We start from the raw sequence: 26,397 nt of genomic DNA, 5'->3' as shown, positions 1-26,397 counted from the left end.
CCGGCGCGGCGGTGTACGGCGAACAGGGGGGAAGCATGGCTTTACCGCAGGGAACGACCGGATCGACCATGCCGCGACGGCAACTCGGCAGGCAGTTGCGCGATCTGCGCAACCGGGCCGGGATGACGACGCGGGTGGCCGCCCAGCAGTTGGAGTGGTCGGAGGCGAAGATCTGGCGGATCGAGACCGGTCAGACCTCGCTGCGCGGTCTCGATGTCGAGGCGATGTGCAAGGTCTACGGCGCGCCGCTCGACCTGCTCGAACCGCTGCGCGCGCTGGCGCGCGACACCAAGGCCAAGGGCTGGTGGACCGCATACGGCGACGTGATCCCCGAGGGCTTCGACGTCTACATCGGGCTGGAAGAAGCGGCCACCCGGGTGTCCACCTACGAGAACGAACTCGTCCCCGGCCTGCTGCAAACCGAGGGTTACACCCGCGCGGTGTGTACGGCGGCGCATCCGGAGCTGTCCCAGGACGAGATCGATCGCAGGGTGCGCTTACGCCAGGCCAGGCAGGCGCTGATCACCCGTGCCGACGCGCCGCTGCGACTGGAGGCGCTGATCGACGAGGCGGTGCTGCGACGACGCATCGGCGACCCGGCGGTGACCGCCGAGCAACTCGACCATCTGCTGCACGTGGCGCAGCTGCCGAACGTCCGGATCCGGCTGGTGCCCGCGGATTGCGGCTATCACGACGGCATGGCGTCGGGCCGTTTCGTGCTGCTGGAGTTCGCCGAGCCGGGCTCAGGGGAGCGGCCGGAACCGCCGGTGGTCTACCTGGAGATGTTCACCGGGCCGGTCTACCTGGACAAGAAGCAGGAGATCGCGCGGTTCCGAGCGGCTTTCGCGAGCATCGAATCGGTTGCGGTCGACGCTCGCGAACGCATCGAGGACGCGCGCAAGGCGCTCTGACCGAACATCGCATCCGCGCTGATCAGCACTTCGGCGGCCCCGGCAGCGCCCAGGTGTCGCTCAGGACCGCGCGGTGGGTAGGCAGGGCCTGCTCGTAGACCTCGCGGCCCTTCTCGGTGAGGCAGACGAACACGGCGCGGCGGTCTTGTTCGCACATGGTGCGCCGGACCAGGCCGTCGCGCTCCAGCCGTGCCACGGCCCGCGACAGCGCGCTCTGGCTGAGATAGATGTCGTTGGCGAGGTCGCTCATCCGGTAGTCGCCGCAGTTGGCGTCGACCAGCCGGTCCAGCGTCTCGAACTCGCTGAGGCCGATGTGGTGACCGTTCTGGAGCGCCTTCTCGAGCGCACAACTCACCGCGGCGTGCCGGTCGAGCAGCTCGCGCCACTCTCCAACCAGCCCGGCCTGCGCGGGCGCGCGCCGGGCTGTGCTCACGGTGGTCGGCTTCGACATGGCCCCATCTTAGTGGTCAGGGCAACTTCATGCAACTGCATTAAATGTGTTGGCATTTAATGCACGCGCATGTAATGTTCCCCGCATGACTTCACCAGCAACGCTCTCGGCCGCTCAGGCGAGCGATCCGGCCAGATGGTCAGCCCGGCTCTGGGGCATGCTGATCACGCTGTGCATCGTGTTGTTCCTCGACGGCCTCGACGTCTCGATGATCGGTGTCGCGCTGCCGTCCATCGGCACGGAACTCGATCTGTCTACCTCGACCCTGCAATGGCTGGTCAGCGGCTATGTCCTCGGCTACGGCGGTCTGCTGCTGCTCGGCGGCCGCACCGCCGACCTGCTCGGGCGGCGCAAGGTCTTCCTGATCGCGCTCGCGGTCTTCGCGGTCGCCTCGCTGGCCGGCGGTCTGGTCAGCTCGGGCCCGCTGCTGATCCTCACCCGCTTCGTCAAGGGCCTCGCCGCCGCGTTCACCGCGCCGACCGGCCTGTCCATCATCACCACCAACTTCGCCGAGGGCCCTGCCCGCAACAAGGCGCTGTCCATCTACACGGTGTTCGGCGCGGGCGGCTACTCGATGGGCCTGCTGTTCGGCGGTCTGATGACCGGTGTGGGCTGGCGCTGGACGTTCTTGCTGCCGGTGCCGATCGCGCTCGCCGCGCTGGCCGCGGCCTTCGTGCTGGTGCCCAAGGACAAGCCCGCCGAGGAAGGCGGACACGACCTGCTCGGCGCGCTGCTGTCGACCGCGGCCATGTTGCTGCTGGTCTACACCGTGGTCGCCGCGCCGGAAGCAGGCTGGGCGTCGGTGCGCACGATCGGTTCGTTCGTCGCGGTCGCCGCGCTGTTCGCCGGGTTCGTCGCGGTGGAGAAGCGAGTGCGCTACCCGCTGGTGCGCCTCGGGATCCTGCGCAAGTCCTCGCTGGTGCGGGCCAGTCTCGCGATCGTCGCGGTGGCGGGTTCCTACTTCAGCTGGCAGTTCATCGTGACGCTGTACCTGCAGGACACGCTCGGCTGGTCGCCGCTGAAGCTGGCCATGGCGCTGCTGCCGGTCGGTCTGCTGGTCGTGCTGTCGGCCTTCTTCTCCGACAGACTCGTCGATCGCTTCGGCACGGGGCCGGTGATCGGTGTGACCATGACCGTGATGGCCGTCGGCTACCTGCTTTTCCTGCGGCTGGACACCGCGCCCTCCTACCTGACGATGCTGCTGCCCGCGGTTTTGCTCATCGGCATCGGCTGGGTCGGCTTCCCCGCCATCAACATCCAGGCCACCAACGGCATCGATGACGAGGAACAGGGCCTCGCCGCCGGCGTGCTGCAAACATCCATGCAGGTCGGCGCGGCCATCGTGCTCGCGGTGACCACGGCGATCATCTCCTCCGGCGCGCATGCCGACATCTCGGCCGCCGGGATGCTCGACACCTACCGTCCCGGTCTGGAGTTCGCCGCGGGCGTTTCCATCGTCGGTGCGCTCGTCGCCCTGCTGGCCTTCGCGCCGCGCTTCCGCGGTCAGCAGCGGGCGGTGGACGAGAAGGAACTGCAACTCGTCGGCTGACCGGAGCAGTGAACGCCGAGCGCCGTCACCCAGCACCGGGTGGCGGCGCTCGACGCATACGGCTGCGCCGAACTGTGCTTGTGCGGCTCATCGCCAGCGGCACGTTCGGCCCTCTTCGGATCACGAAAAGGGCGGGGCCACAGAATCTTTCGCAGAGCGGATGAACGTGAGTTCCCGGCCGTCGCGCCCGACCCGCGGCCACTCGATACCGAGCGTGGGATCGAACGCGTCGATGTCGTGGTCGAATTCCGGCTGATATTCCAGCGAGCACAAGTAGGTGACCGTGGAGCCGTCCTCCAGCGAGAGGATCGCGTGACCGAGCCCCTCGGACAGGAACACCGAGCGCCGGTCGACGTCGTCGAGCAGCACGCTGTCCCAGCGTCCGTAGGTCGGCGAGCCGGGGCGCAGGTCGACGACCACGTCGAGGAACGCGCCGCGCACGCAGGTCACGTACTTCGCCTGCCCGGGCGGGTCGTCGGTGTAGTGGATGCCGCGCAGCACCCCGGCCGCCGACACCGAGCAGTTGACCTGCCGCAGGTCGAACGGCCGCCCGGTGGCCTTCTCGAACTCCGAGGCCTTGAACCCCTCGAGAAACATGCCGCGATCGTCGCCGTGCTGGCGTGGCGTGACCACCCACGCGCCGGGCACCGCGAGTTCCCGGAACTCCATGCTCACCAGTCCCGTCCGCGTTCGAGCAGATCCAGCAGGTAGCGGCCGTAACCGGAGCGGACCAGCGGTTCGGCGAGCGCGCACAGCTGCTCGTCGTCGATGAAGCCCATCCGCCAGGCCACCTCCTCGGGGACGCCGATCTTGAGGCCCTGCCGCTCCTCGATGGTGCGCACGTAATTGGCGGCGTCGAGCAGCGAATCGAAGGTGCCGGTGTCCAGCCAGGCGGTACCACGGGCGAGTACGTCCACGCTCAGGCGATCCTGTTCCAGGTAGGCGCGATTGATGTCGGTGATCTCGTACTCGCCACGGGCGGACGGACGCAGCGACTTGGCGATCTCCACCACGTCGTTGTCGTAGAAGTACAGGCCGGGGATGGCGTAGTTCGACCGCGGCGTTTTGGGCTTCTCCTCGATGGACACCGCACGCCCCTCGGTGAACTCGACCACGCCGTAGGCGGTCGGGTCGGACACCCAGTAGGCGAACACCGCGCCGCCGTCGATGCCGTGGAAGCGATTGAGGCTGGTGCCGAGACCGGGGCCGTGAAAGATGTTGTCGCCGAGCACGAGCGCCGCGCAGTCGGCGCCGATGTGATCAGCGCCGAGGACGAAGGCCCTGGCCAAGCCGTCCGGCTCGGGCTGGACCACGTAACTGAGGGACAGCCCGAACTGCGTGCCGTCGCCGAGCAGGCGCTGGAACGCCGCTGCGTCCTCGGGTGTGGTGATCACCAGGATGTCCCTGATCCCCGCGAGCATCAGCGTGGAAAGGGGGTAATAGACCATGGGTTTGTCGTAGACCGGGACCAGCTGCTTGCTCACCCCGCGCGTGATCGGGTGCAACCGGGAGCCGGTGCCGCCCGCCAGAATGATTCCGCGCATGCCATGGAGTCTGCCAGTTTCGCGGCTCCGGGATTCGGTGAGGTTCCGAGTAGTCCTCGATTCGGTTACGGGCGTTTCGCCGCGGGCGGGTTGGGGCGATTCTGTTGCGTAGGTCACGATGCGCATGGTGTTCTGAAAAGACACTGCGTGAGATGTCAGCGCCGACACCTCGCCTGGGCACGGTCCGGTCGTGATTCGGCGCGCCAGTTGTGAGGTAGGTGCGCGATGGCGACCAGAGACGGCGAGCCCGGCGTGGTGATGAATCCCAGGGGCCCCAGCGCGCAATCGCGCTTGCTGCTGGCGACCTGTATGGGCGTGGTCCGGCCGGTGCTGCGCACCTTCCCGGTCACCAAGGCGACCATTCCCCTCGGCGCGGCCACCGTGGACGGACTGGCGCGGTTGCGTCCCCAGCCGCACGGCGTCGACCGGGAGCAGGTCACGCTGCACCGCATGCGCTTGGAGATCATCCGCCCGGCCGGCGCGTCGCGTGCGCTGCGCCACGGTGCGGTGCTCTATATGCACGGCGGCGGCTTCGCGATCTGCAACACCCGCAGCCACCGCCCGGTCGCGGCGAGCCTGGCCCGCCGCACCGGGTTGCCGGTGATCAACGTCGAGTACCGCCAGTTGCCCCGCACGCGGATCAGCGACTCGGTGCGGGACTGCCTGGCGGCCTACCGCTGGCTGCTGCGCCATGGCGCGGATCCGGCGCGGATCGTCTTCGCGGGCGATTCCGCGGGCGGGTACCTCACCTTCGCGACCGCGCTGCTGGCCGTGGAGTCGGGGCTGCCCGCGCCGGCCGGGCTGGTGGGCTTGAGCCCGTTGCTGGACCTGGACTACGGGGCGAAGCGGGACTACGTCAACGTCGCGCGGGATCCGTACATCCCGCTGTCGGCGCTGGAAGCCGTGGTGCGCATCGGCGCGGAGGTCGACGGGGCGCTCGATCCGATTCTGTCGCCGGTCAACGCGGCGCTGTCCGCGCTTCCGCCGGTGCTGCTGGTCGCCGCCGAGGACGAGGTGCTGCGCTTCGACTCGGAATTGATGGCGCAGCGGCTCACCGCGGCGGGCGTGCCGAACGCGCTGGAACTGTGGCGCGGCCAGGTGCACGCCTTCATGAGCATCGCGCCGAACCTGCCGGAGAGCAGGGCGGCGCTGGCGCGGGTCGCACAGTTCGTGCGGGCCCGCATCGCGGACGACCAGCAGGCGCGGACGGCTTGACCGTCCGGCCTTTCGAGGCGAGCCTCGCCCCGCGACCGACGGGACGGGGCTCGCGTCCTGTCCGGGGTCCGCGGTTTCGGCAATTCCGTCCCGCCGACCGCCGTCGACCCAATTGATTCCACCTGAGAGTTATTCGGTCTTGATAGCGCAGGTCAGCGTCCGGTGGAGTTCATAAGTTCCATATTGTTCAATATTTGTTCACTTTCGCACAGGCGTCGGAATAATGGAGGCCCCGCCGGCGCGAACGCGCGAGCGGGGCCTCCGATCGATTCAGTTGTCTGCGTTCGGCCGCGGATTACTTCGGGGCGTTGAACGGCTGGTTGATGGTGGTGAAGTACTGGATCGCGGCACCGATGGCGACCGGGGCGGTGATCAGCAGCTGGCCCGCGAGGGTGCCCAGCGCGCCGACGGCGATGATGCCGCCGAGGCAGCCGATGGCCGCGGCCGGGATGAACGCGCCGAACAGGCCGACGATGGCCGCGGAGGCGACGGTCGCGCCCGCGATGCCGCCGAGGACGCAGCCGACGGCGCCGCCGCCGATGCCGCCGACCAGGGTGCCGATGGTGGCGCCGGTCGAGATGGTGTCCTTCATGCGGTTGAAGGCGGCCTGCTCACGGTCGTACTCGCTCTTCCAGGGCGCCTTGTCCTCGAAGGGCAGGGCGACCGGCTTGTAGGTCGCGTGCGCCATGTCGAACTGCGGGGTCAGGGTGGCGGTGTGGTCCGCGATCTCGGCAGCGATCGGGAACTCGAAGTCGTCCACCCGGAAGGTCAGCGGCATGCCGGTGAGCACGTCACCGTTGGCGGCCTTGACCTTGAACGTGCCGTCCTCGACGACCATGGAACCGGCATCGGTCGTGATGATGGACTGGGTGTCGGTCGCGTGCGCGGTGAAGTTCACCGCGCCGTCGGCCTCGGAGGCCGGAGCCGCGTTGACGGTGCCGGCGGTGACGCCGAGAGCGGCGATCAGCAGTGCCGACGTCGCGGCGAATTTCCTCATCAGCATTTTGTTTGGAACCTCTATTGAAGCGTTCGGAGGGGACTAGACGAGCAAAATCTAGAGCAGCTAACGCGTGGTGAACCCTTTGTGACTGTTTATTCAAATTTTGTTCACCGTCGCGACCCACGGCTTGGTGGGGTCGCGGAAATCGGGGCGCTGACCGGCCTTTTCCGTAGCGAATCAATCCGAGTGTTCCAATCGATGGGAAGTCAATGAGACGAACGTCACAGATCGAAACCATGGAGATCGGTTAGCCGACACCGCGTTTCGAGTCCGTCGCCGGGGCGGCGCGGCCCCACGTACAGTCATGGGGTGCGATTGCTCGTCACCGGTGGCGCCGGTTTCATCGGCGCGAACTTCGTCCAGCAGACCGTGTCCGACCACCCGGATACGTCCGTCACCGTCCTCGACGCCCTGACCTATGCCGGGAACCGGGCCTCGCTGGACCCGGTGGCCGACCGCATCGAGTTCGTGCACGGCGACATCGCCGACCTCGACCTGGTCGACGACCTGGTCGGCCGGGTCGACGCGGTGGTGCACTTCGCCGCGGAGTCGCACAACGACAACTCCCTCGCCGAGCCGTGGCCGTTCGTGCAGACCAATATCGTCGGCACCTATTCCCTGCTACAGGCCGTGCGCAGGCACGACGTGCGCTACCACCATGTCTCGACCGACGAGGTGTACGGCGACCTCGCTCCGGACGACCCGGCCTTCACCGAGACCACCCCGTACAACCCGTCCAGCCCGTACTCGGCCACCAAGGCGTCGAGCGATCTGCTGGTGCGGGCGTGGACCCGCTCGTTCGGCGTGCGCGCCACCATCTCGAACTGCAGTAACAATTACGGGCCCTACCAGCACGTGGAGAAATTCATCCCGCGCCAGATCACCAATCTGATCGATGGGGCGCGTCCCCGGCTCTACGGGGCGGGACATCAGGTGCGCGACTGGATCCACGTCGATGACCACAATCGCGCCGTGTGGGAGATCCTGCACCGGGGCCGGATCGGGCAGACCTACCTGATCGGCGCCGACGGTCAACTCGACAACAAGTCGGTGGTGCGGATGATTCTCGCGGAGTTCGGCCGCGACCCCGACGATTTCGACCACGTGACCGACCGGCCCGGCCACGACCAGCGCTACGCGATCGACGCCTCGCTGCTGCGTTCCGAACTCGGTTGGCGTCCCCGTTACGCGGACTTCCGCGCCGGACTGGCGGCGACGATCCAGTGGTACCGGGACAACGAATCCTGGTGGCGTCCGGACAAAGCCGCTACCGAGCGCGCCTACGCCGACGCAGGAGAGCGGACGCTCAGCGCGACAGGAGACTGACCTCGCCCCGCCGGGCCGAGCCGCTCAGCCCCAGACGATGGTGTAGTACTTCGCCGCCGCCGCGATCAGCGCCACGCTCGTCGCCACCAGCACGGTGACGGCCGGGCCGACCGACGGCGTCTTCCCCGTGGCGTCGGTGAGCCGCAACGGCAGCCAGCGCAGCAGCACCGCCAGCGTGACGATCGCCAGCGGCACGAAGTAGCGGCCCTGCACACCGTCGATGATGTAGTAGCCGACCGGTGTGAACGACATGTAGAGCGTCACGTAGATCATCGCGACGCTCGCGGCCATGGTGAGCGCGACGATCAGGGTGCGGCGGAAAGCCGGGGCGGTCATCCGCTCGGCGATGCCGATGCTCACCGCGAACGCCAGCAGGCAGGCCAGCATGGACAGGGCGGGCACGTCGACGTAGGCGAAGCCGAGTTCGCCGAAGAACTGGCTGAACCAGCGCTGGTCGCGCAGGGCGATGCTCTCGCCGAACACGTGCGCGAACTCCGGCGGATCGCGCAGGATGCCGCTGAGCTGGTCGCCTGGCCGCACCGAATGCCACTGGTGCGGCGGCCGCATCAGGCCCATGCCGTCGCCGGTCGGCGCGGCGATCTTCATCCACACCGCGAACGCCAGCGCACCGGCGGCGGCGAAGACCCAGGGAATCCGGCGCCGCCATCCGCTGAACCCGAACCGATCGGCGGGCACCACGGCGACCAGCAGCGCGAGCAGCACGTAGGTGGGCTTGCTCACCGGCAGCAGGATCGTCGCGGCCAGCAGCGCGCCGATCTCGGCCCGGTTCAGGCGCTCGCCGAGGAACATGGCCTTCACCAGCAGAGCGGAGACCAGGATGGCCAGCGCGTTGGTCATAGTGTCCGCGGTGACCGTGCCCGCCTGGAACACCGCGATCGGCAGCGCGGCGACGGTGAACGCCAGCCACTGCACCCGGTGCGCGCGCAAGGCGTACAGGCCGAATCCGACCACCGCGAGATAGGCCGCCAGCCCGGCGAACCGGGTGAGCAGCAGCAGGCCGCCCACGTTCAGTCCGAACAGCTCGCCGAGGCGGATGCCGATGGCGGCCGGGATGTAGGGGACCGGCGAGTAGGCCGCGGTGTTGGTGAACCACACCGGCTCGGTGGCTTCCGAAACCGCGGCGCCGGTCAATTGGTCGTAGCGCGCCGGGTCGGCCACCATGGGGTCCGGCTCGTCGGGGTTGGTGGAGTAGTCCCGCAGCGCGTAGCCCATCAGCTCGGTGATGCTGGCCGGGACGTCGCCGCCGTAGGCGATGCCGCGATCGTCGTGGATCCGCTGCGGCAGGAACCCCCCGTGCGCGACTTGATAGGCGCGACCGAACTGGGTGATCTCGTCATGACCCCAGAACGGCGGGGCGAGAACGGTGAACAGCGCGCCGAAGATGGTCGCGAGCAGGGTGAAGGCGATCGTCGCCGCGCCCAGGCGCGTCACCACGCGCGCCGCGAAGCCTTTCGCGGACCGGTCCGCGCCGGTGGTCGCCTGCTCGTTCTCCACAGCGGGTAGCGGTGCGGTGTCGGTCGCGGGTAGCGGTGCGGTGTCCGAAGGCTCGACCGGCTTCTCCTCCGGCGTGGCGGTGCGATCCGCCGAGGTCGTCACCGCCCGGCTCCGCCGTTGCCGACGCCGTGCGGGTCCTCCGCGCCCACCGCGTGGTAACGGAGGTAGACCAGGCGCGCCGCCTCGTGGCGGGAGCGCCGGATGCCGTCGAGGATCAGGCCCGCCGTCCAGGCGAGGCTGCCGAGCAGCAGCAAGGTGAAGCCGAGGAACAGCGTCGGGAACCGCGGCACCGTGTGGGTGTTGTAGAACTCCACGATGATCGGGATGGTCAGGATGATGGAGACCAGCCAGCTCAGCGTGCCGAACAGGCCGTAGAACGCGACCGGCCGCTCGTGCCTGGCCAGCCCGATGATCAGGGCGAGGATCTTGAACCCGTCGTGGTAGGTGCGCAGCTTGCTCTCGCTGCCTGCGGGACGGTCACGGAAACCGACCGGCACCGCGGTCTGCGGCACCCGCAGGTGCAGGGAATGCACTGTCAGCTCGGTCTCGATCTCGAATTCGCGGGACACCGCGGGGAAGCTCTTCACGAAGCGGCGGGAGAACACCCGGAAGCCGGACAGCATGTCCTCGACGTTCTCGCCGAACACCTTCCCGACCACGCCGTTGAGCACCTTGTTGCCGGTCTCGTGCCCCGCGCGGTAGGCCGAGGCGCCCTCGTCCTGTTTGCGCACGCCGAGCACATGGTCGTAGGGGCCGTCGAGCAGCGTCTTGATCATCATCGGCGCGGCGGACGCCTCGTAGGTGTCGTCGCCGTCGATCATCAAGTACACGTCCGCCTCGATGTCGGCGAAGGCGCGCCGCACCACATTGCCCTTGCCCTTGGTGTTCTCGTACCGCACGATCGCTCCGGCCTCGCGGGCGCGCTCGGCGGTCTTGTCCGTGCTCAGATTGTCGTAGACGTAGACGACGATCCCCGGCACGGCGGCCTGGAGATCGGCCACGACCTTGGCGACCGAGGCCTCTTCGTTGTGACACGGAACCACGGCGGCAATACGGAGCTCGGTGGAGTCCACCCGGGTCAATCCTCGCGATCGGTGAATGTGGGAACACGGGGAGGGTACAGGGAACTCACAGCTTGCGCGTGGCCGACCTCACCGTGTGCGGGAGCGGAATTTCCCCGCGCGGGGGCTTCGATGTTCCTGCGGTACCGTCGGGCCGTGCCATCCAGTGAGTCCACCGCGCCAGCGGGCGAGCCAGTGACGCAGGAGACCGGAGCGGTCGTTCGCAAGGCGCTCACCGCGCTGCGCCGAGGCGGGGCTTTCCTGGTGGTCGGCGCCGTCGGCTTCCTGGTCGACGCGGGCACGTACAACCTCCTGGTCTTCTGGGGTGGCGAGGGCGTGCTCTATCACTACCCACTGCCGGCCAAGATCATCGCGATCGCGGTGGCGACCGTGGTGACCTATTTCGGCAACAAATGGTGGACCTTCGCGCACAAGCAGACCGACAACCCCGGGCGCGAGTACCTCTTGTACGCCGTGTTCAACGTGATCGCGATCGGCCTGCAACTGGGCTGTCTCGGCTTCTCCCGCTACGTGCTCGACCTGTCCAGCCCGCTCTCGGACAACATCTCCGGTACGTTGATCGGGCAGATCGTGGCCGTGGTGTTCCGGTACTGGGCCTACGACAAGTTCGTCTTCACCGGAGCCCGCTCGGACGATGGCGGCGCCACCGACAACGAATCGGCGAACGTTTAGCAATGCTTCGTGCACACGTCGGCGTGGCTGTACGGCGGGCAACCGCACAGGGCGGTTGATATCCTCACCCCCGCCGTGAAGGCATCCAGGGGCGTGTCTGTCCCGTCCGGCACAATGAGAATTTCGAGGATTTCATGGATCAGTCGGCTATCGAGGCCGTTACCGAAACAAACGATCGCTCGACGGCCGCTGAGGCGCCTGCCGCGCTGCGCGCCGACCATCGGGCGCCGGACCGGCTCGTGCTCCAGCGCGGTATCTTCACCGGTCCTTCGGCGAAGGTGAGCGACGAGTTGTACGCCGTCGTGAAGGGCGGCGCGCACCGAGACCGCCAGACCCTGCGCTTGGACAAGGGCGCGACCGCGCACACCAACACCTACTTCGGCCGGTTCGCCGCCAGCTACTGGCAGCGCTGGACCACGGTCACCGAGGTGCGGGTCACCATGGTGCTCGACGTCGCCGCCAAGGCGAACATCCGCCTCGTGGCCTCCGACATCGCGGGGCACCGCAGGATCATCGAGACCCAGCGGGTCGCCGCGAGCGGTTCGGTCACCTTGAGCGCCCCGCTCGACCAGTACGTCGACGGCGGCGCGCTGTGGCTGGAGTTCGACGCCGTCGGCGGCGCGCTCGGCATCGCGGAGCTGGCCTGGAGCGCCGTCGCGCCGGAACGCGTCCGTCCGGTCGCCATCGCGATCTGCACCTTCAACCGGGCCGCGGACTGCGCCGAGACGGTCGCGGCGCTGTCTTCCGATCCGACCGTGCTCGCCGCCATCGACGCGGTGTACGTCGTCGATCAGGGCACCGATCTGGTCGAGAACCGGCCGCGCTACCAGGAGGTCGCGCCGGTCTTCGGCGAGAAGCTGCGCTACCTGCGTCAGCCGAACCTCGGCGGCGCAGGCGGCTTCACCCGTGGGCTCTACGAGGTGTCCGCGGTCAACGAGCACGCCGACGTCATCCTGATGGACGACGACATCCTCTGCGAACCCGAGACGGTGCTGCGCCTGAACGCGTTCGCCAACCTGACGGTCGAGCCCACTCTGGTCGGCGCGCAGATGTTGTTCCTGCTCAACCCCGACTACCTCAACGTCGGCGCCGAAGAAGTGCATCTGAACCGGCTGCGGCACGGCCAGAAGGTGCCCAAGGCGCTGCGCAACACCAGCATGCTGAAGAAGAACCAGGAGCGCCGCGTGGACGCGGGCTACAACGCCTGGTGGACCTGCCTCATCCCGGCCGAGGTGGTCGCGAAGATCGGCCTGCCGATCCCGATCTTCTTCCAGTGGGACGACGTGGAATACGGCATCCGGGCGCGCGAGCACGGTTTCGTCACCGTCACGCTGCCCAACGCCGCGGTCTGGCACGCGGACTTCTACTGGAAGGACTACGACGACTGGGCGCGCTACTTCAGCACCCGCAACTCGCTGATCGTCGGCTCGCTGCACACCGAGCTGGACGGTAAGGACATCGCGGGCAGGCTGTTCCGGGAGATGGCCGAGCAGTTGGTCGCGATGCAGTACGGCCTGGTGCACACGACTCTGCAGGGCATCGAGGACTTCCTGAAAGGCCCGAAGGTGCTGCACGACGGCGGGATCGAAGCGCTGGCCGCCGCGCGCACCAGCCGGGCCGACTATCCCGAGACGATCAAGCATCCGGCCGCGACGCCGCCGGTTCGCTCCGCGGACATCCAACTGCGCCGTGCCGGTGGCGAACCCAGTCGCGCGAAGCTGGTCTTGATCAAGCGCGCGATCAATCAGTGGCTCGGCCGCACCCAGCACGGCATCATCGGCGTCACCAGGGAAGACGCCTACTGGTGGCATGTCTCGCTGTTCGACCACGTGGTGGTCACCGACGCCTCGCAGTCCGGTGTCCGGGTGCGTCAGCGCGACAAGGCCCGCGCGCTGCGATTGCTGCGTCGGATGGTGCGCGTGCTGCGGCGCCTCCGCCGAGAGCTGCCCGCCGTGCAGGCGCAGTACCGCGCGGCCATGCCGGAACTGACCAGCCGCGAGAACTGGGAGCGGTTGTACGGGATCGAGAAGTCCGGCGCTCCGCGCGCCTGACCCTGGCGCCCCCGGAACCGCGTCCATGACCGGTTCCGGGGGCATGCCCGCATGTCGTGCGGGTCAGAGAAAGAGGTCGGTGGTCAATTCGCCGTCGCCGGGGGTGACGCGGTACTTGTCCAGGTCGGTGATGCCGTGTGCGGCCAGGACATCGTCGTCGATGAAGAAGTTGCCGCTGGTCTCCTTGGCGGGCGAGGTCAGCACCAGGTAGGCGGCGTCGGCGTAGATGTCGGGGGTGCGCGAGGTGGAGATCATCTCCTCGCCGCCGAGCAGGTTCTTCACCGCCGCGGTGGCGATGGTGGTGCGCGGCCACAGCGAGTTGACGCCGATGCCGTCGCCTTTGAGTTCTTCGGCCAGCCCCAGCGTGGTCAGCGACATGCCGTACTTGGCGATGGTGTAGCCCAGCGCCATGCCCGCCCACTTGGGGTCCAGGTTCAGTGGCGGGGACAGCGTCAGGATGTGCGGGTTGCGCCCGGCCTTCGCCGATTCGCGCAGATGCGGGATGCTCAGTTTGGACAGCAGGAAGCTGCCCCTGCAGTTGATGTCCTGCATCAGGTCGTACTTCTTCATCGGCAGCGCGTCGGTGGGGGACAGGTCGATCGCGGAGGCGTTGTTCACCACGATGTCGATGCCGCCGAACCGCTCGACCGTCCGGCGCACCGCCTCGGCCACCGACTCGTCGACGCGGACGTCGCCCACGAACGGCACTACCTGCCCGCCGGCCGCCTCGAGTTCCGCGGCGGCGGTGTGGATGGTGCCGGGCAGCTTGGGATGCGGCTGATCGGTCTTCGCGATCAGGGTGATGTTCGCGCCGTCGGCCGCGGCCCGCTTGGCGATCTCCAGCCCGATGCCGCGACTGCCGCCGGACATGATCATCGTCCGGCCCGCTAGCGGCTTGGATCCCGGTTCCGTCATCTGACCTGCTCCTTCGTTTCCGCCGCAGGCAGCAGCCCGCGGCTGTACGCGCTTGCAGACTAAGCGTAAACCCGCTCGCTATGCAACCAGTTGCATAGCAGGTGCGAAGAGAGGGCACCGGCGGGCCGATGCCCTCTCTCGGTTCAGGCCGTCGCGGCGATCAGCACGATGTTCAACAGGAACATCAGGCCGACCAGGGCCCAGATGATGTACAGGAACAACATGCCCGGCGCCTTCTGCGGAACCGGCCCGATCGCGCCGTTGAGGAAGATCACCACCGGCGCCTTGTAGTAGAACCGGGTGGCCTGCCCCTCGGCAATCGGCACGGTCACAGTGGCCGGACCCATGTCGAACAACCACGGGGTGGCGACCCGGACGTGGTACTGCCCGGGGCCGACCGGAATGTGGTTCGCGCCCCAGCGGGTGTTGGGCACCCGCTGCCCGTTGACCAAGATCTTCGGCTTGGTCAACGCGAGCATGAACGTCCAGAGCGAATACGAGGCATCGATGGTGATGCCAGGCGGATCGGCGGGCGCGCCGTAGCCCTGCGGGCCGAACTGTTGCGGCTGACCGTACGGTTGCGGCTGGCCATAGGGCGGCTGCCCGTAGGGCTGCGGCTGCCCGTACTGCGGTGCGGGCTGGCCGAATTGGGGCGCTGGCTGCCCGTACGGCGGCTGGCCCGGCTGCGGTTGGGCGAGATGCGGTTGACTCGGATGCTGCCCTGCGGGCGGCGCGTACTGCGCGGGCGCCTGCGGCGGCGGGTACTGGCCGACTGGCGGCTGCTGACCGAACGTCGGCTGTCCCGGCCATTGGCCGGGCTGCTGACCGGGTGGCGGGTACCCGCCGGGCTGACTCATCTATCCCTCCCAGATAGCGAACGATGCGAGGGGCACCCTACCGTGCCCCCGCTCGATCAGCGTCGCGAGTTCCGTTCCCGGAACATCTTGCGGTGGTGCTTGGTGATGTCCCGCCAGGCTCGCTCGCGTTCGGCCCGCAACCGTTTGTCGGTGCGCGCCAGCATCCATTCGTTCTCTCGCGCCAGCTTCTCGTAGCTGTCGAGCCTGCGCTGGGTGAGTTCGCCGTTGTCGATCGCCTCCCGCACGGCGCACCCCGGTTCGCCGTGGTGTGCGCAGTCGCCGAAACGGCACTGTGCGGCAAGGGTTTCGATGTCGCTGAAGGTTTTCTCGATGCCCTCGCCTGCGTCCCACAGTCCGACGCCGCGCAGCCCGGGGGTGTCGATCAGGGTGCCGCCGCCGGGCAGCGGGCGCAGCTCCCGGTGCACCGTGGTGTGCCTGCCCTTCTTGTCGGCGTCGCGGACCGCGTTGGTGGCGAAGACCTCCGCGCCGAGCAGCGCGTTGGCGAGGGTCGACTTCCCAGCGCCGGAGGGTCCGAGCAGCGCGACGGTGCCGTCGAGCATCGCCGTGAGCACGTCGAGCCCGAGGCCGGTGCTCGCGCTCACCTCGAGCACGGCTGCGCCAGGAGCCACGGCGCGAACTTGGGCGAGCGGAAGGTCTTCGGCCGCGTCGGCCTTGGTGAGCAGCACGATCGGCTTGGCGTCGCTCTCCCAGACGAGCGCGAGCATGCGTTCGATGCGGCCGAGATCCACGTCGCCGTCGGCGGCGGTGCAGATCAGCACGGTGTCGACATTGGCGGCGAGCACTTGGCCCTGCGACCGGCCGGATGCCGACGACCGGGTGATCGCCGACCTGCGCGGCAGCAACCGCCGCACCGCCGAGGTGGCGTCGACGGTCACCCAGTCGCCGGTGCACAGCCCGCTGACTTCGGAATCCGGGCGCGGGCACCGGGCGCGGGCGAGCCCGTTCGGCGTGGCGACGTCGCATTCACTGCGATCCATGCGGATCACGCGCGCGGGCACACAGTCTTCCTCGATCATCGAGGCGTAATGCGAGGCAACGGCTTCGGTCCAGCCGTAAGGGACGAGAAGGTCGTGGTCGACCATGATGGAAGGAGTCCTTCGTCGGGCGCCGAACCCGACGGCGGGTTCAGCGAGCGGAGAATGAGGGGGAGTTTCGCGTGGCGGCATGACGGACGTCAGCGCGCCTGAGCACGACAACCCGAACGTTCCTCGTCACGGTCCACACCTCCTTGCCTCTCTCGCAGTCCCCATCACCTTTGCATCCGACCCCGCCGGCGCACAACCGAATTTCCGAGTACGCGGATATCCGGCCGGCGCGCTACCCGGCCTCAGTCCGGTTTGCCGAACTGCTCGTGCCGGCCGAGGGAGCGCAGATGGAACCATTCGCGCAGGCCAGCGGGGTCGCGGCGGGTGACGAGGAAGAACCAGGAGAAGCGAATCCACTCCTGGGGCAGCAGCTTTCGCATACCGGGCTGGGACATCAGATAGCCGCGATTGCGATAGGTGAAGTAGCGCTTCACCGGATCGTCGGGGTATTGCGTGTGCATCCGGCCGCCGAGAATCGGCTTGAACTCGGCCGCGCCGTTGGGATGCAGATACGCCGTCTGCAGGCAGGTGCCGAACGGCAGCCCCGAGCGCACGAGCCTGCGGTGCACCTCCACCTCGTCACCGCGCACGAACAGGCGCAGGTCGGGCACGCCGATCACGTCCACCGCCTGCGCGGAGATCAGCGCGCCGTTGAACAGCGAGGCGATGCCGGGCAGGAAATCGTCATCGCCTAGTTCGGAGCGCAGCCTGCGCCAGACCACGCCGCGGCGCAGCGGGAAGGCCAGGCGGTCGGGCTCGTCGATATCGCAGACCACGGGCGAGACCTCGACCAGGCCGTGCCGGTTCGCGCAGTCCAGCAGGGTGGACAGCACGTCGGGGCCTTCGGGTCTGCCGTCGTCGTCGGCGAGCCACACCCAGTCCGCGCCGATGCTCAACGCGTGCAGCATGCCGAGCGCGAATCCGCCCGCGCCGCCGAGGTTGTGCGCCGAGCCCAGGTAGGTGGACTCCACCGGCTGGTCGCGCACCAGGTCGGCGACCTCGGATTCGTTGCCGTTGTCGACCACGATCAGGTGATCCACCGGACGGGTCTGCGAGGTGACGACTTTCAGCGACTCGGCGAGCAGTTCGCGGCGCTTGTGCGTGACCACGACGGCCACGACGCGCTGCTGCGTATCAGGCTGCACCGCTTCGGATTTCGCGGCGAGCTCGACGGCCTCCTCCGGCGCGGAGCAGATCCGGGCCTGCGCCCCTTCGTCGATCGGGGTGTCCTGCCCGGTCGGCTCACTCATGCTGCGGCCTTTCCGGCATGAGCGGGGCCCTCCGTGGTTACGCTTCGCTGCCGCCTCCGGGCCTGACCGCTCATGCTGTGTCGGTTGTCGGCATGAGCGGGGCCCTGCGTGGTTACGCTTCGCTGCCGCCTCCGGGCCTGACCGCTCATGCCTGGTTCCGCTCCAATTCTCGGTCCGACTTCTCGGCCCGTTCGGCTTCCATCTCGCGCAGCACGGTCGCGACGTGATTCCCCGCCTCCGGCCCCTCATAGGCTCGCACCACTTCTTCGATGCCGCCACGCAACCGGATCTGGCCGTGGTCGATCCACAGCGCCGTATCGCACAGCTGCGCGAGGAATTCGTTCGAATGGCTGGCGAAGACCAGGATGCCCGAACGCGCCACCAGCGACTGCAACCGCTTGCGCGCTTTCTTCATGAATTCCGCGTCCACCGCACCGATGCCCTCGTCGAGCAGCAGGATCTCCGGATCGATCGAGGTGACCACGCCCATCGCGAGGCGCACCCGCATACCGGTGGAATAGGTGCGCAGCGGCATGGACAGGTATTCGCCGAGTTCGGTGAAATCCGCGATCTCATCGATCTTCGACAGCATCTGCTTGCGGGTCTGCCCGAGGAACAGTCCGCGGATGATGATGTTCTCGTACCCGGAGATCTCCGGGTCCATGCCGACGCCGAGATCGAACACCGGCGCCACCCGTCCACGGATGCGCGCGCTGCCGCGCGAGGGTTCGTAGATCCCCGAAAGCAGGCGCAGCAGTGTCGATTTGCCCGCGCCGTTGTGCCCGACCAAGCCGACCCGGTCGCCCTCTTTCAGCGACAGGTTGATGTCCCGCAGGGCCTCGACCACGACGACGTCGGATTTGTTGCGTCCGATCGCGCCGCCCGCCTTGCCGAGGAACGCCTTCTTCAACGACCGCGATTTGGCGTCGAAGATCGGGAATTCGACCCAGGCCTGCTGGGTCTCGATACTCACACGACTCATCGGGGCGCTCCTATACCCAGTACGGTACGCGCGAACGGAACTGCTTCATGGCGAGGATCGCCACGATCCAGCCGACCAGGGTGATCACGCCGACCACCACCCAGTGCCGCGGTTCCTGCGGTTCGCCGAGCAAGGGCGCCCGGACGATTTCGAGATAGTGGAACGTCGGCACGAGTTCGGCGAGCTTCGCGCGGTCGCCGTTGCCCATCTGCGATTGCAGCGTCTTGGTCGTCCACATGACCGGCGTCAGCACGAACAGCATGAGCGTTGTGCTGCCGAGAATCGGCGCGATGTCGCGGTAGCGCGTGCTGAAGATGCCGAACACGATCGACACCCACATCGAATTCAGGAAGATCAGCACGATCGCCGGAATCGCCATGAGGCTGGCCACCCCGAGATGGCGCCACACGCCGAACGCGGCGAGCATCACCAGGTAGATGACCATATTGTGTGCGAAGAAGAGCAATTGCCGCCACACCAGCCGGTAGACGTGCACGCTCAGCGCCGAAGGAAGCTGCTTGATCAGGCCCTCGTTGGCGATGAAGACCTCCGAGCCCTCCAGGATGCTCGCGCTGATCACGTTCCAGATGATCAGCCCGACCGTCACGTAGGGCAGGTACTCGCGCAGCGGCTGGCCGAGCAGCGCCGCGTACAGCACGCCCATCGCCACGGCCTGCAAGCCGGTGGCGATGGTGATCCAGAACGGGCCGAGCACCGAGCGGCGGTAGCGCTGCTTGATGTCCTGCCAGCCCAGCGACAGCCACAACTCCCGCTGGGCGAAGCCGCCGGCGAAGTCCTGGAACGCGCGCCGGAACGTCTGCGAGTCGGGCACGATCTTCGCCTCGGTGGCCCCGGCGTGCAGGGTCTGCGCCTCCGGTGCGGCCGCGCTCACCGGAGCCTCCGGTGCGTCGTCGCCGGACGGACCCGTGTGCTCATCCGAGGCGGTCGGCGAGCTGTCATCTGAACGCGCTTGGTCATCGGAACCAACTGAGCTCTCTTCAGGACGCACCGCACTCGGTTCGGAGACCGAGTCGGAGCGAGCGGCAGCGGCGGGCACGGTGCACGAGACTACCCCGGCGGCTTCCCGCCCATGTGTGGCACACGCGCGTCGCCGGCTTCACAGGTACTGGCCGGAACCGCCGGTGACGTGACCGGCTTGGCCTGCGCGCGGGTCGGCGGCGTTGAGGCCGGGCGGCAGCGCGCCCTGACGCATCTGCTCGAGCTGGGCGCGGGCGGCCATCTGCTGGGCGAACAGCGCGGTCTGGATGCCGTGGAACAGGCCCTCCAGCCAGCCGACCAGCTGGGCCTGCGCGACCCGCAGCTCGGCGTCGGACGGAACCGCGTCGTCGGTGAACGGCAGGGTGAGCCGCTCGAGTTCCTCCCGCAGTTCGGGGGCGAGGCCCTGCTCCAGCTCACGCACCGAGGACGTGTGGATCTCCTTGAGGCGATTGCGGCTGGCCTCGTCCAGCGGAGCGGCGCGCACCTCCTCGAGCAGCTGCTTGATCATGGTGCCGATCCGCATGACCTTCGCGGGCTGCTCCACCATGTCGGCGAGCGATTCGCCGGAGTCGTCCCGGTCGGCCGCCTTGTCCTTGTTATCGTCGGTCACCACCTGCGCGGTGAAGGGCGCCTCCGATCCGGCGGTGGCCGGGATGGCCAACGGCCTGCCGTCGGGTCCGACAACGACGATGTGGTCCGGTGCCTCGTCCGAGTGCGTCATGGTCCCTATCATGTCGTGTTCGCTCGGAACGCGCTAAGCCGGTGCTCCTCGGGCGGGCACACCGGGCAGCGTGCGGCGCGTGCCGCGGGTACGCACCGCCGTGCGGGCAGGCGTTCTATTCTGATCGGGTCGTGTGGTTCGGATTTGTCGAAAGTCGGTCGCCATGCTGAGTCCCAGGTCGCTGTGCTCCCGCCACGATGTGGAGGGGAACGCGGTTACACAGGCTCGCCCGCTGCCCTTAGAGTGGCCAGCATGACTTACGACGTCGCGCGGGTTCGGGGCCTGATACCGTCCCTGGGCGACGGCTGGATCCATCTCGACCCGCAAGCGGGAATGCTGGTTCCCGACGCGGTATCCCGAGCGGTTTCCACGGGTTTTCGAACCTCTTCTTTCTCGCATATCGGCCGAACCGCCGCGGCCGTGCGCAGCGCGGCGATTCTGGACGCGGCCCGCGAGGCCGTGGCGGACCTGGTCGGCGGCGACCCGGCGGGCGTCGTGCTCGGCCCCGACCGTGCGGTGCTGCTGGCCTGGCTCGCCGAATCGCTGAGTTCCCGTCTCGGCCTCGGCACCGGCATCGTGCTCTCCCGGCTGGACGACGAGGCCAACGTCGCGCCGTGGCTGCGCATCGCCAACCGCTACGGCGCGCACGTGCGCTGGGCGGAAGTGGAGATCGAGACCTGCGAGATGCCGTCCTGGCAGTTCGAGGAGCTGATCGGACCGACGGCACGGTTGGTCGCGCTGACCGCGGCCTCGCCCATCGTCGGCTCGGCGCCCGCGGTGCGGGTGGCCGCCGACCGAGTGCACGAGGTGGGCGGTTTGCTGGTGGCGGACGCGTTCGGCGCCGCGCCCTACGCCCTGATCGATATCGAGGAACTGAACGCCGACGTCGTCGCGCTGAGCGCCCCGGCTTGGGGCGGTCCGCAGATCGGCGCGCTGGTCTTCCGCGACCCGGCGTTCCTGGACCGGATCCCGTCCATGTCGCTCAACCCCTATGCGAAGGGCGCCGAGCGGCTCGAGGTCGGCGGGCATCAGTACGCGCTGCTCGCTGGCCTGACCACCTCGATCGACTTCCTGGCCGGGCTGGACGAGCGGGCGCGCGGCACCCGGCGCGAGCGGCTGGAGATGTCGATCACCTCGTTGCAGGACTACCACGACCAGCTGTTCGAGCACTTGATGAGCGTGCTCGACTCGATTCCCAGCCTCACCGTGATCGGCCGCGCGTCCACCCGCATTCCCACGGTCAGCTTCACCCTCGCGGGCATGCAGGCGGAGAAGGTCGCGGCGAAGCTCGCCGACAACCGGATCGGCACGGTGAGCGGTGTGCACGGCGGCAGCAGGCTGCTGGACGCGCTCGGCGTCAACGACGAGGGCGGCGCGGTGACCATCGGCCTCGCGCCCTACACCACCAAGTTCGAGATCGATCAGCTCGGCAGGGCGCTGCTGGCGCTGGAGTGAGCGCCGTTCACAGGTCGGCCACGCGCAGCACGACCTTGCCGAACGCCTCGCCGGAATCCAGCAGCCGGTGCGCTTCGGCGGCGTCTTCGATCGGCAGTTCGGCCGCGATGACGGGCGCCACCGTGCCCTCGGCGATCAACGGCCACAGTTGCTTGCGCACCTCGGCCACTATCTCGGCCTTGCTGCCCGCGCCGGTCGCTGGCCGCGCGCGCACGTTGGTCGCGTGGACGGTGCCCCATTTGCGCAGCAGCACGCCCAGGTTCAATTCGGCGGTCACCCCGCCTTGCATGCCGATCACCACGAGATGGCCGTGCTCGGCCAGCGCGTCGACGTTGCGTCCCAGGTAGGCCGCGCCCATGTTGTCGAGGATGACGTCCGCGCCAGAGCGCTCGGCGCGCACGGCGGCGACGAAGTCGTCCTCCTTGTAGTTGATCAGCACGTCCGCCCCGAGCTCCGCGCAGCGCGCCAGCTTCTCGGCCGATCCAGCGGTCACCGCGACGCGCGCGCCGATGGTTTTGGCCACCTGGATGGCGTGCGTGCCGATCCCGCTGCCGCCGCCGTGGATCAGCACCAGCTGACCGGCCCGCATCCCCGCGGTCATCACCAAGTTCGACCACACGGTGGCCGCCACCTCCGGCAGCCCGGCCGCGGCGCCGATGTCGAGGCCGTCCGGAACCGGAAGCACCTGGGTGGCGGGCACAGCGACCCGCTCGGCGTAGCCGCCGCCGGACAGCAGCGCGCACACGCGATCGCCGACGGCCCAGTCGCGCACTCCGTCGCCGACTTCGGCGATCACGCCGGAGCATTCCAGGCCGAGCAGCGGGCTTGCGCCGGGCGGGGGCGGGTAGAAGCCCTGGCGCTGCAACAGATCGGCCCGGTTGACGCCCGCCGCGGCCACCTCGATGAGCACTTCGCCGTGTCCCGGCTTCGGTGCCGGCACCTCGGACAACACCATGACCTCGGGACCGCCGGCACCGTTCAGATCAATCGCGCGCACCGTGCCATAGTGCTCCGCGCCGTCGGACGGCCGCGCGGTGGGTCCCCGAGTCGGCCTTTCCGGACCGATCCGGCAACCGGCCTGCGGTGACCGGCGTCACGGACTACCGTTCGGTTGGTGAGTGGCGGCTTCATCGATTTCCAGAACGAGATCTACCTCGGCGGCCTTGGTGGCGTGACACCCGAATTGCCGATGACCGCAGCGGGTTTGGAGTCGCTGGCGCAGCAACGGCTGGATCCGGCCGCGTTCGCCTACGTGGCGGGCAGCGCCTCGGCGGAACGCACCGCCGCGGCCAATCGCTCCGCCTTCGACCGCTACCGCATCCTGCCCCGGATGCTGCGCGGCTCCACCGGCCCCGGCGCGCGGGATCTCTCCGTCGAGGTGCTCGGCACGAAATTGGCCGCGCCCGTGCTCACCGCGCCGGTCGGCGTGCTGGAACTCCTGCACGAACGCGGCGAGGTGGTGGTCGCGGAGGTGACCAAGGAACTCGGCATCGGCACGGTGCTTTCCACCGCCGCTTCCTCGACCATCGAGGACGTCGGCGCGGCGGCGGGTCCGTGGTGGTACCAGCTGTACTGGCCCGCCGACGACGAACTGGCCTGCTCTTTCGTCCAGCGTGCCGAGCGGGCCGGTGCTTCGGCGATCGTGGTCACCGTGGACACCCCGGCCCTCGGCTGGCGGCCGCGCGACCTGGAACAGGCGCACCTGCCGTTCCTGCACGGCAAGGGCATCGCCAACTACCTGTCCGACCCGGTGTTCCGTGCCAAGCTGCCCGCCGCACCGGAGGAGAGCGAGGAGGCGATGCGCACGGCCATCCTCACCTGGGTGGGCTTGTTCGGCAACCACACACTGCGGCTCGCCGACCTCGCGCTGCTGCGGGAATGGACCGACCTTCCGATCGCGGTGAAAGGCATCCTGCACCCCGACGACGCACGCCAGGCGGTGGACGCGGGCGCCGACGCGGTGGTGGTGAGCAATCACGGCGGCCGCCAAGTGGACGGTTCGATCGCGGCGTTGGACGCGCTGCCCGCGGTGGTCGCCACCATCGGCGACCGCGCCGACGTGCTGTTCGACTCCGGCTTGCGCACCGGGTCCGACGTGCTCATCGCGCTGGCGCTCGGCGCGAAGGCGGTGCTGTACGGGCGGCCGTGGGCCTACGGACTCGGGCTGGCGGGCGCCGCCGGAGTCCGGCACGCGCTGCGCACGCTGCTCGCCGATTTCGACTCCGCGCTCGGCCTCGCCGGATGCGCGAGCCCCGCCGCGGTGAACCGCGCCCTGCTGTCCACGGTGCGCTGACCTGCGAGAGATGCCCATTTCCGCAGTTCGCCGAGCATAGAATGACCACCGTGCATCCCGAACCGAGCGGTCGCGTCGTGGCCGAGCCGCGCTGGCTCACCCCGGCCCAGCAGCGCGCATGGCGCGCCTACATGGACGGCCATCAGCGCCTGATGACGGCACTGAATCGTCAGCTGCAACGCGACAGCGACCTCACCGTCGCCGAATACCGGATCCTCGTCCTGCTCTCCGAAGCGCCCGACCGCTCGTTGCGGATGAGTGAGCTGGCCGACGGCGTGCTGTCCTCGCGCAGCAAGCTGACCCATCAGATCCGGCGGCTGGAGGCGCAGCAGATGGTCCGCCGCAACACCTGCCTGGAGGACGGCCGCGGCGTGCTCGCCGAACTCACCGACGAGGGCCTGCGCCGCCTGCAAGCCGCCGCGCCAGGACACGTCGAGGCCGTCCGCAGCCACTTCATCGATCTGCTCGCCCCGGCCCAGCTAGAGGTGATCGCCGATGTCTTCGGCCGCGTCGACGAGGAAATCGGCAAGCAGGCAGGCTGAGCCGTCCGCTACGATCAGGTCTCTGGAGACGTGGCAGAGCGGCCGAATGCACTCGCCTTGAAAGCGAGCGTCGCGAGAGCGACCGGGGGTTCAAATCCCTCCGTCTCCGCTCCACTCGCTGGGTGACCCATGCTCATGGAGCATGAGCCGGGGCTCGTTTCGCAATGTTTTGTGGGGGTGCAACCCCCACACCCCGCCCGGCGGGCTTCGCCCCCGGACCCCCGCTTATGGCCGGGCCCCCGCTCGCGGTTGGGCTTGCCGCTGGTGGTCGGGCCTCCTGCTGGTTGTTGTACTTCCGCTGGGGGTCGGTTTGCCTGCCGGTGGTTGGGGCTTGCCCGCTGATGGGTTGGCACTTGCCGATGGCTGGGCCTTCGGCCGACAGTCGAGTCACTTCCGATGGCCCTGCCACTGGTCTGCGGTGCGGTCACCTTCCGATGTCCGGGCCCCTTCTGCGGTCAGGACTTTGGCTGATGGGTGGGCCGAGCATGACTCGGAACCGTTCGCTCGAATTCGCGCTGGTTACAGGGCCGCGTCGGTGCGGAAATCCCTGCGGACGAAGTTGGGGCGGATGTCCAGGTCGGGTGGGTCGTAGTAGCGGTGGAAGGTGGGGGTCAGGCCGGAGGAGATCGGCGGGTTGATCCAGGACCAGTCGGTGGGGCAGGGGCGGCCTGCGGCCTCCTCGCGCTTGACGTGATCGCAGAACTGTTTTGCGACGGTGTGGTGGTCGACGATGTACAGGCCCGCCTTGCGGAAGCTGTGCAGCACCGCGCGGTTGAGTTCGACCAGGGCCTGATCGCGCCAGAGGTTGCGCTCCGCTCTGGTGTCCAGGCACATCATCTCCGCGATCAGCGGGAGCATGTTGTAGCGGTTGGCGTCGCTGAGATTGCGCGCGCCGATCTCCGCGCCCAGATACCAGCCGTTGAACGGCGCGAACGGATAGGTCATGCCGCCGACCTCGAGATTCATGTTCGACACCGCGGGCAGCGCGTGCCAGCGCAGGCCCAGACCGGCGAACCACTCGAACTCCGGGTGCTCGAGGTGCACCTCGCGTGCGAGCTCGGGCGGAATGTCGAACCAGCGAATCGGCTCGTCCGGCGTACTGATCAGCAGCGGGAGGATGTCGAAAGGCGTTCCGGCGCCGCGCCACCCGAGCTTCATGGCGAACTCGGTGAGTTCGACGTTGGCGGCGTCACCGGTGACCGTGCCGTCCCCGTTGCGGTAACCCGCGTAGCGGATGATCTGCGGGCTGACGATGCGGAACTCGCGCCCGTCCGGTTGCCGCGGCGGCCCGACGGTGATCATCGACTGGATGGCGCCATTGTTGGTCGCCATGTGCAGGTGCTGCCAGCAGACCTCGGCCAGGTCGCGCGCCGAGCGGACCCGACGGGCATCGAGCAGTTTCAACGAGCGCCAATGCTTGCGGCCCACGCAGCGAGCGTGGTTGCGCCAGGCGAGTTTGGCTCCGATCAGGATCTCCTCGGCGGTCTGGAGATACGAGCCGGTTTGTTCGAGCTGCTCCAGTGCGCAGCGGCGGCGCTGCGCGCTCAGGTGCGCCAATTCCGGTAGCCGGAAGAACTCGTCACACTCCCGCATCCGGCGGTCCAGATCGGCTGAAAAAGACTTCGTATCCGATACGTTCTCGATCGAGACGGGTGACACTGGATTCACGGTGTTCTCCGGTCGGGCATGAGTGCTGCGGTGGAACAGACGAATCGAGCAGAGAATTCGCGCGGAGCGCGCAGCGGCCGACGCTTTCGTCGCGGAAACCGCCCAGGATGGATGCCACGAAATAGCTTTGCGTCGAGACCGACTCAGAGGATGCCGGGACCGTCGCGGCTGCGAACCGGGCGGCCGGTCTGTGCGGCGCGGCGAAGCGCAGTGCCGTGACCTCGCCGCCGATAGCGTTGATGCGCGATCATGCCCGTCCTAGTTCGATACCCGGAAAAGGCCAGGCGCTCAGC

General features: G+C 68.4%; 24 protein-coding genes and 1 tRNA gene. 10 read left to right on the top strand and 15 right to left on the bottom strand.

The features are described from left to right. Positions 1–35: 35 nt before the first annotated feature. Positions 36–911 (top strand): helix-turn-helix domain-containing protein, encoded by an 876-nt coding sequence (locus tag NB3_RS10130; protein ID WP_067800042.1) that lies wholly within the window; start codon positions 36–38, stop codon positions 909–911. A 22-nt stretch (positions 912–933) separates the two neighbouring features. On the opposite strand, the gene NB3_RS10125 is transcribed toward NB3_RS10130, so the two are convergent. Then, positions 934–1,362, bottom strand: coding sequence for a MarR family winged helix-turn-helix transcriptional regulator (locus tag NB3_RS10125; RefSeq protein ID WP_067800037.1), 429 nt, complete (start codon positions 1,360–1,362; stop codon positions 934–936). A gap of 85 nt (positions 1,363–1,447) precedes the next feature. Here NB3_RS10125 and NB3_RS10120 point away from each other — a divergent pair, with 85 nt between their 5' ends. Next, on the top strand, positions 1,448–2,911 hold the full coding sequence (locus tag NB3_RS10120; RefSeq protein ID WP_067800035.1) for an MFS transporter: 1,464 nt from the start codon (positions 1,448–1,450) through the stop codon (positions 2,909–2,911). A gap of 120 nt (positions 2,912–3,031) precedes the next feature. Here NB3_RS10120 and NB3_RS10115 read toward each other — a convergent pair whose 3' ends face one another. Next, positions 3,032–3,580: a dTDP-4-dehydrorhamnose 3,5-epimerase family protein gene (locus NB3_RS10115; protein WP_067800032.1), complete on the bottom strand. Its 549-nt coding sequence runs from the start codon at positions 3,578–3,580 to the stop codon at positions 3,032–3,034. Positions 3,581–3,582: 2 nt separating this feature from the next. Beyond that, a complete protein-coding gene (gene rfbA / locus NB3_RS10110; protein ID WP_067800025.1) occupies positions 3,583–4,455 on the bottom strand; it encodes a glucose-1-phosphate thymidylyltransferase RfbA in 873 nt (290 codons plus the stop codon). A 225-nt stretch (positions 4,456–4,680) separates the two neighbouring features. Between rfbA and NB3_RS10105 the strand changes: the two genes are divergently transcribed. Next, positions 4,681–5,670 (top strand): alpha/beta hydrolase, encoded by a 990-nt coding sequence (locus NB3_RS10105; RefSeq protein WP_067800022.1) that lies wholly within the window; start codon positions 4,681–4,683, stop codon positions 5,668–5,670. Between the two features lie 295 nt (positions 5,671–5,965). Here the strand turns inward: NB3_RS10105 and NB3_RS10100 are convergent, their stop codons facing one another. Continuing rightward, positions 5,966–6,673, bottom strand: coding sequence for a DUF8020 domain-containing protein (locus NB3_RS10100; RefSeq protein WP_067800019.1), 708 nt, complete (start codon positions 6,671–6,673; stop codon positions 5,966–5,968). Between the two features lie 306 nt (positions 6,674–6,979). On the opposite strand from NB3_RS10100, the gene rfbB reads away from it, so the two are divergent. Further along, positions 6,980–7,996 carry a dTDP-glucose 4,6-dehydratase gene (rfbB, locus tag NB3_RS10095; protein ID WP_067800016.1) on the top strand — a complete coding sequence of 339 codons (1,017 nt, stop codon included), beginning with the start codon at positions 6,980–6,982 and terminating at the stop codon, positions 7,994–7,996. Positions 7,997–8,020: 24 nt separating this feature from the next. Here rfbB and NB3_RS10090 read toward each other — a convergent pair whose 3' ends face one another. Both NB3_RS10090 and NB3_RS10085 read right to left on the bottom strand, forming a co-directional pair. Then, entirely contained in the window at positions 8,021–9,613 is a 1,593-nt protein-coding gene (locus NB3_RS10090) for a DUF2142 domain-containing protein (protein WP_067800013.1), read from the bottom strand. Continuing rightward, the gene (locus tag NB3_RS10085; RefSeq protein ID WP_067800009.1) at positions 9,610–10,584 is read right to left on the bottom strand and encodes a glycosyltransferase; all 975 of its coding nucleotides are present in this window, start codon (positions 10,582–10,584) and stop codon (positions 9,610–9,612) included. The genes NB3_RS10090 and NB3_RS10085 overlap by 4 nt, the downstream gene beginning before the upstream one ends. Positions 10,585–10,728: 144 nt before the next feature. Here NB3_RS10085 and NB3_RS10080 point away from each other — a divergent pair, with 144 nt between their 5' ends. Continuing rightward, positions 10,729–11,265 (top strand): GtrA family protein, encoded by a 537-nt coding sequence (locus tag NB3_RS10080; protein ID WP_244891845.1) that lies wholly within the window; start codon positions 10,729–10,731, stop codon positions 11,263–11,265. A gap of 134 nt (positions 11,266–11,399) precedes the next feature. After that, a complete protein-coding gene (locus NB3_RS10075; protein WP_067800004.1) occupies positions 11,400–13,316 on the top strand; it encodes a glycosyltransferase in 1,917 nt (638 codons plus the stop codon). A 63-nt stretch (positions 13,317–13,379) separates the two neighbouring features. Here the strand turns inward: NB3_RS10075 and NB3_RS10070 are convergent, their stop codons facing one another. From NB3_RS10070 to NB3_RS10040, 7 genes are all read right to left on the bottom strand, one after another. Further along, positions 13,380–14,231 carry an SDR family oxidoreductase gene (locus NB3_RS10070; RefSeq protein ID WP_067800001.1) on the bottom strand — a complete coding sequence of 284 codons (852 nt, stop codon included), beginning with the start codon at positions 14,229–14,231 and terminating at the stop codon, positions 13,380–13,382. 143 nt (positions 14,232–14,374) lie between these two features. After that, positions 14,375–15,088, bottom strand: coding sequence for a hypothetical protein (locus NB3_RS36125; protein ID WP_067799997.1), 714 nt, complete (start codon positions 15,086–15,088; stop codon positions 14,375–14,377). Between the two features lie 56 nt (positions 15,089–15,144). Beyond that, positions 15,145–16,191: a ribosome small subunit-dependent GTPase A gene (gene rsgA, locus NB3_RS10060; RefSeq protein WP_067799995.1), complete on the bottom strand. Its 1,047-nt coding sequence runs from the start codon at positions 16,189–16,191 to the stop codon at positions 15,145–15,147. A gap of 245 nt (positions 16,192–16,436) precedes the next feature. Next, a complete protein-coding gene (glfT1, locus tag NB3_RS10055) occupies positions 16,437–17,444 on the bottom strand; it encodes a galactofuranosyltransferase GlfT1 (protein ID WP_244891844.1) in 1,008 nt (335 codons plus the stop codon). Between the two features lie 145 nt (positions 17,445–17,589). Beyond that, positions 17,590–18,426, bottom strand: a complete 837-nt coding sequence (wzt, locus tag NB3_RS10050) for a galactan export ABC transporter ATP-binding subunit Wzt/RfbE (protein WP_067799992.1) — start codon at positions 18,424–18,426, stop codon at positions 17,590–17,592. A gap of 10 nt (positions 18,427–18,436) precedes the next feature. Then, positions 18,437–19,318, bottom strand: a complete 882-nt coding sequence (gene wzm, locus NB3_RS10045) for a galactan export ABC transporter permease subunit Wzm/RfbD (protein ID WP_067799989.1) — start codon at positions 19,316–19,318, stop codon at positions 18,437–18,439. A gap of 225 nt (positions 19,319–19,543) precedes the next feature. Then, positions 19,544–20,146, bottom strand: coding sequence for a bacterial proteasome activator family protein (locus NB3_RS10040; RefSeq protein WP_067799985.1), 603 nt, complete (start codon positions 20,144–20,146; stop codon positions 19,544–19,546). A gap of 252 nt (positions 20,147–20,398) precedes the next feature. Between NB3_RS10040 and NB3_RS10035 the strand changes: the two genes are divergently transcribed. After that, positions 20,399–21,601: a cysteine desulfurase-like protein gene (locus NB3_RS10035; protein ID WP_067799982.1), complete on the top strand. Its 1,203-nt coding sequence runs from the start codon at positions 20,399–20,401 to the stop codon at positions 21,599–21,601. 7 nt (positions 21,602–21,608) lie between these two features. On the opposite strand, the gene NB3_RS10030 is transcribed toward NB3_RS10035, so the two are convergent. Continuing rightward, positions 21,609–22,598, bottom strand: a complete 990-nt coding sequence (locus NB3_RS10030; protein WP_067799979.1) for an NAD(P)H-quinone oxidoreductase — start codon at positions 22,596–22,598, stop codon at positions 21,609–21,611. Positions 22,599–22,715: 117 nt separating this feature from the next. Between NB3_RS10030 and NB3_RS10025 the strand changes: the two genes are divergently transcribed. The 3 genes from NB3_RS10025 (at position 22,716) to NB3_RS10015 (ending at position 24,545) form a co-directional block, all read left to right on the top strand. Then, complete coding sequence (locus tag NB3_RS10025; RefSeq protein WP_067799976.1) at positions 22,716–23,894, top strand: alpha-hydroxy-acid oxidizing protein; 1,179 nt, start codon at positions 22,716–22,718, stop codon at positions 23,892–23,894. Positions 23,895–23,935: 41 nt separating this feature from the next. After that, positions 23,936–24,436, top strand: coding sequence for a MarR family winged helix-turn-helix transcriptional regulator (locus NB3_RS10020; RefSeq protein ID WP_067799974.1), 501 nt, complete (start codon positions 23,936–23,938; stop codon positions 24,434–24,436). Positions 24,437–24,460: 24 nt separating this feature from the next. Then, positions 24,461–24,545, top strand: a tRNA-Ser gene (locus NB3_RS10015). 410 nt (positions 24,546–24,955) lie between these two features. Here the strand turns inward: NB3_RS10015 and NB3_RS10010 are convergent. After that, positions 24,956–26,029, bottom strand: coding sequence for a nitric oxide synthase oxygenase (locus NB3_RS10010; RefSeq protein WP_067799971.1), 1,074 nt, complete (start codon positions 26,027–26,029; stop codon positions 24,956–24,958). Positions 26,030–26,397: the final 368 nt, after the last annotated feature.

The organism is Nocardia beijingensis NBRC 16342 (genome assembly GCF_001612785.1).
In the GTDB taxonomy this organism is placed as follows: Bacteria; Actinomycetota; Actinomycetes; order Mycobacteriales; family Mycobacteriaceae; genus Nocardia; species Nocardia beijingensis.
The sequence above is the reverse complement of the archived record's forward strand: the minus strand, read 5'-3'. Positions and strand labels throughout refer to the sequence as shown.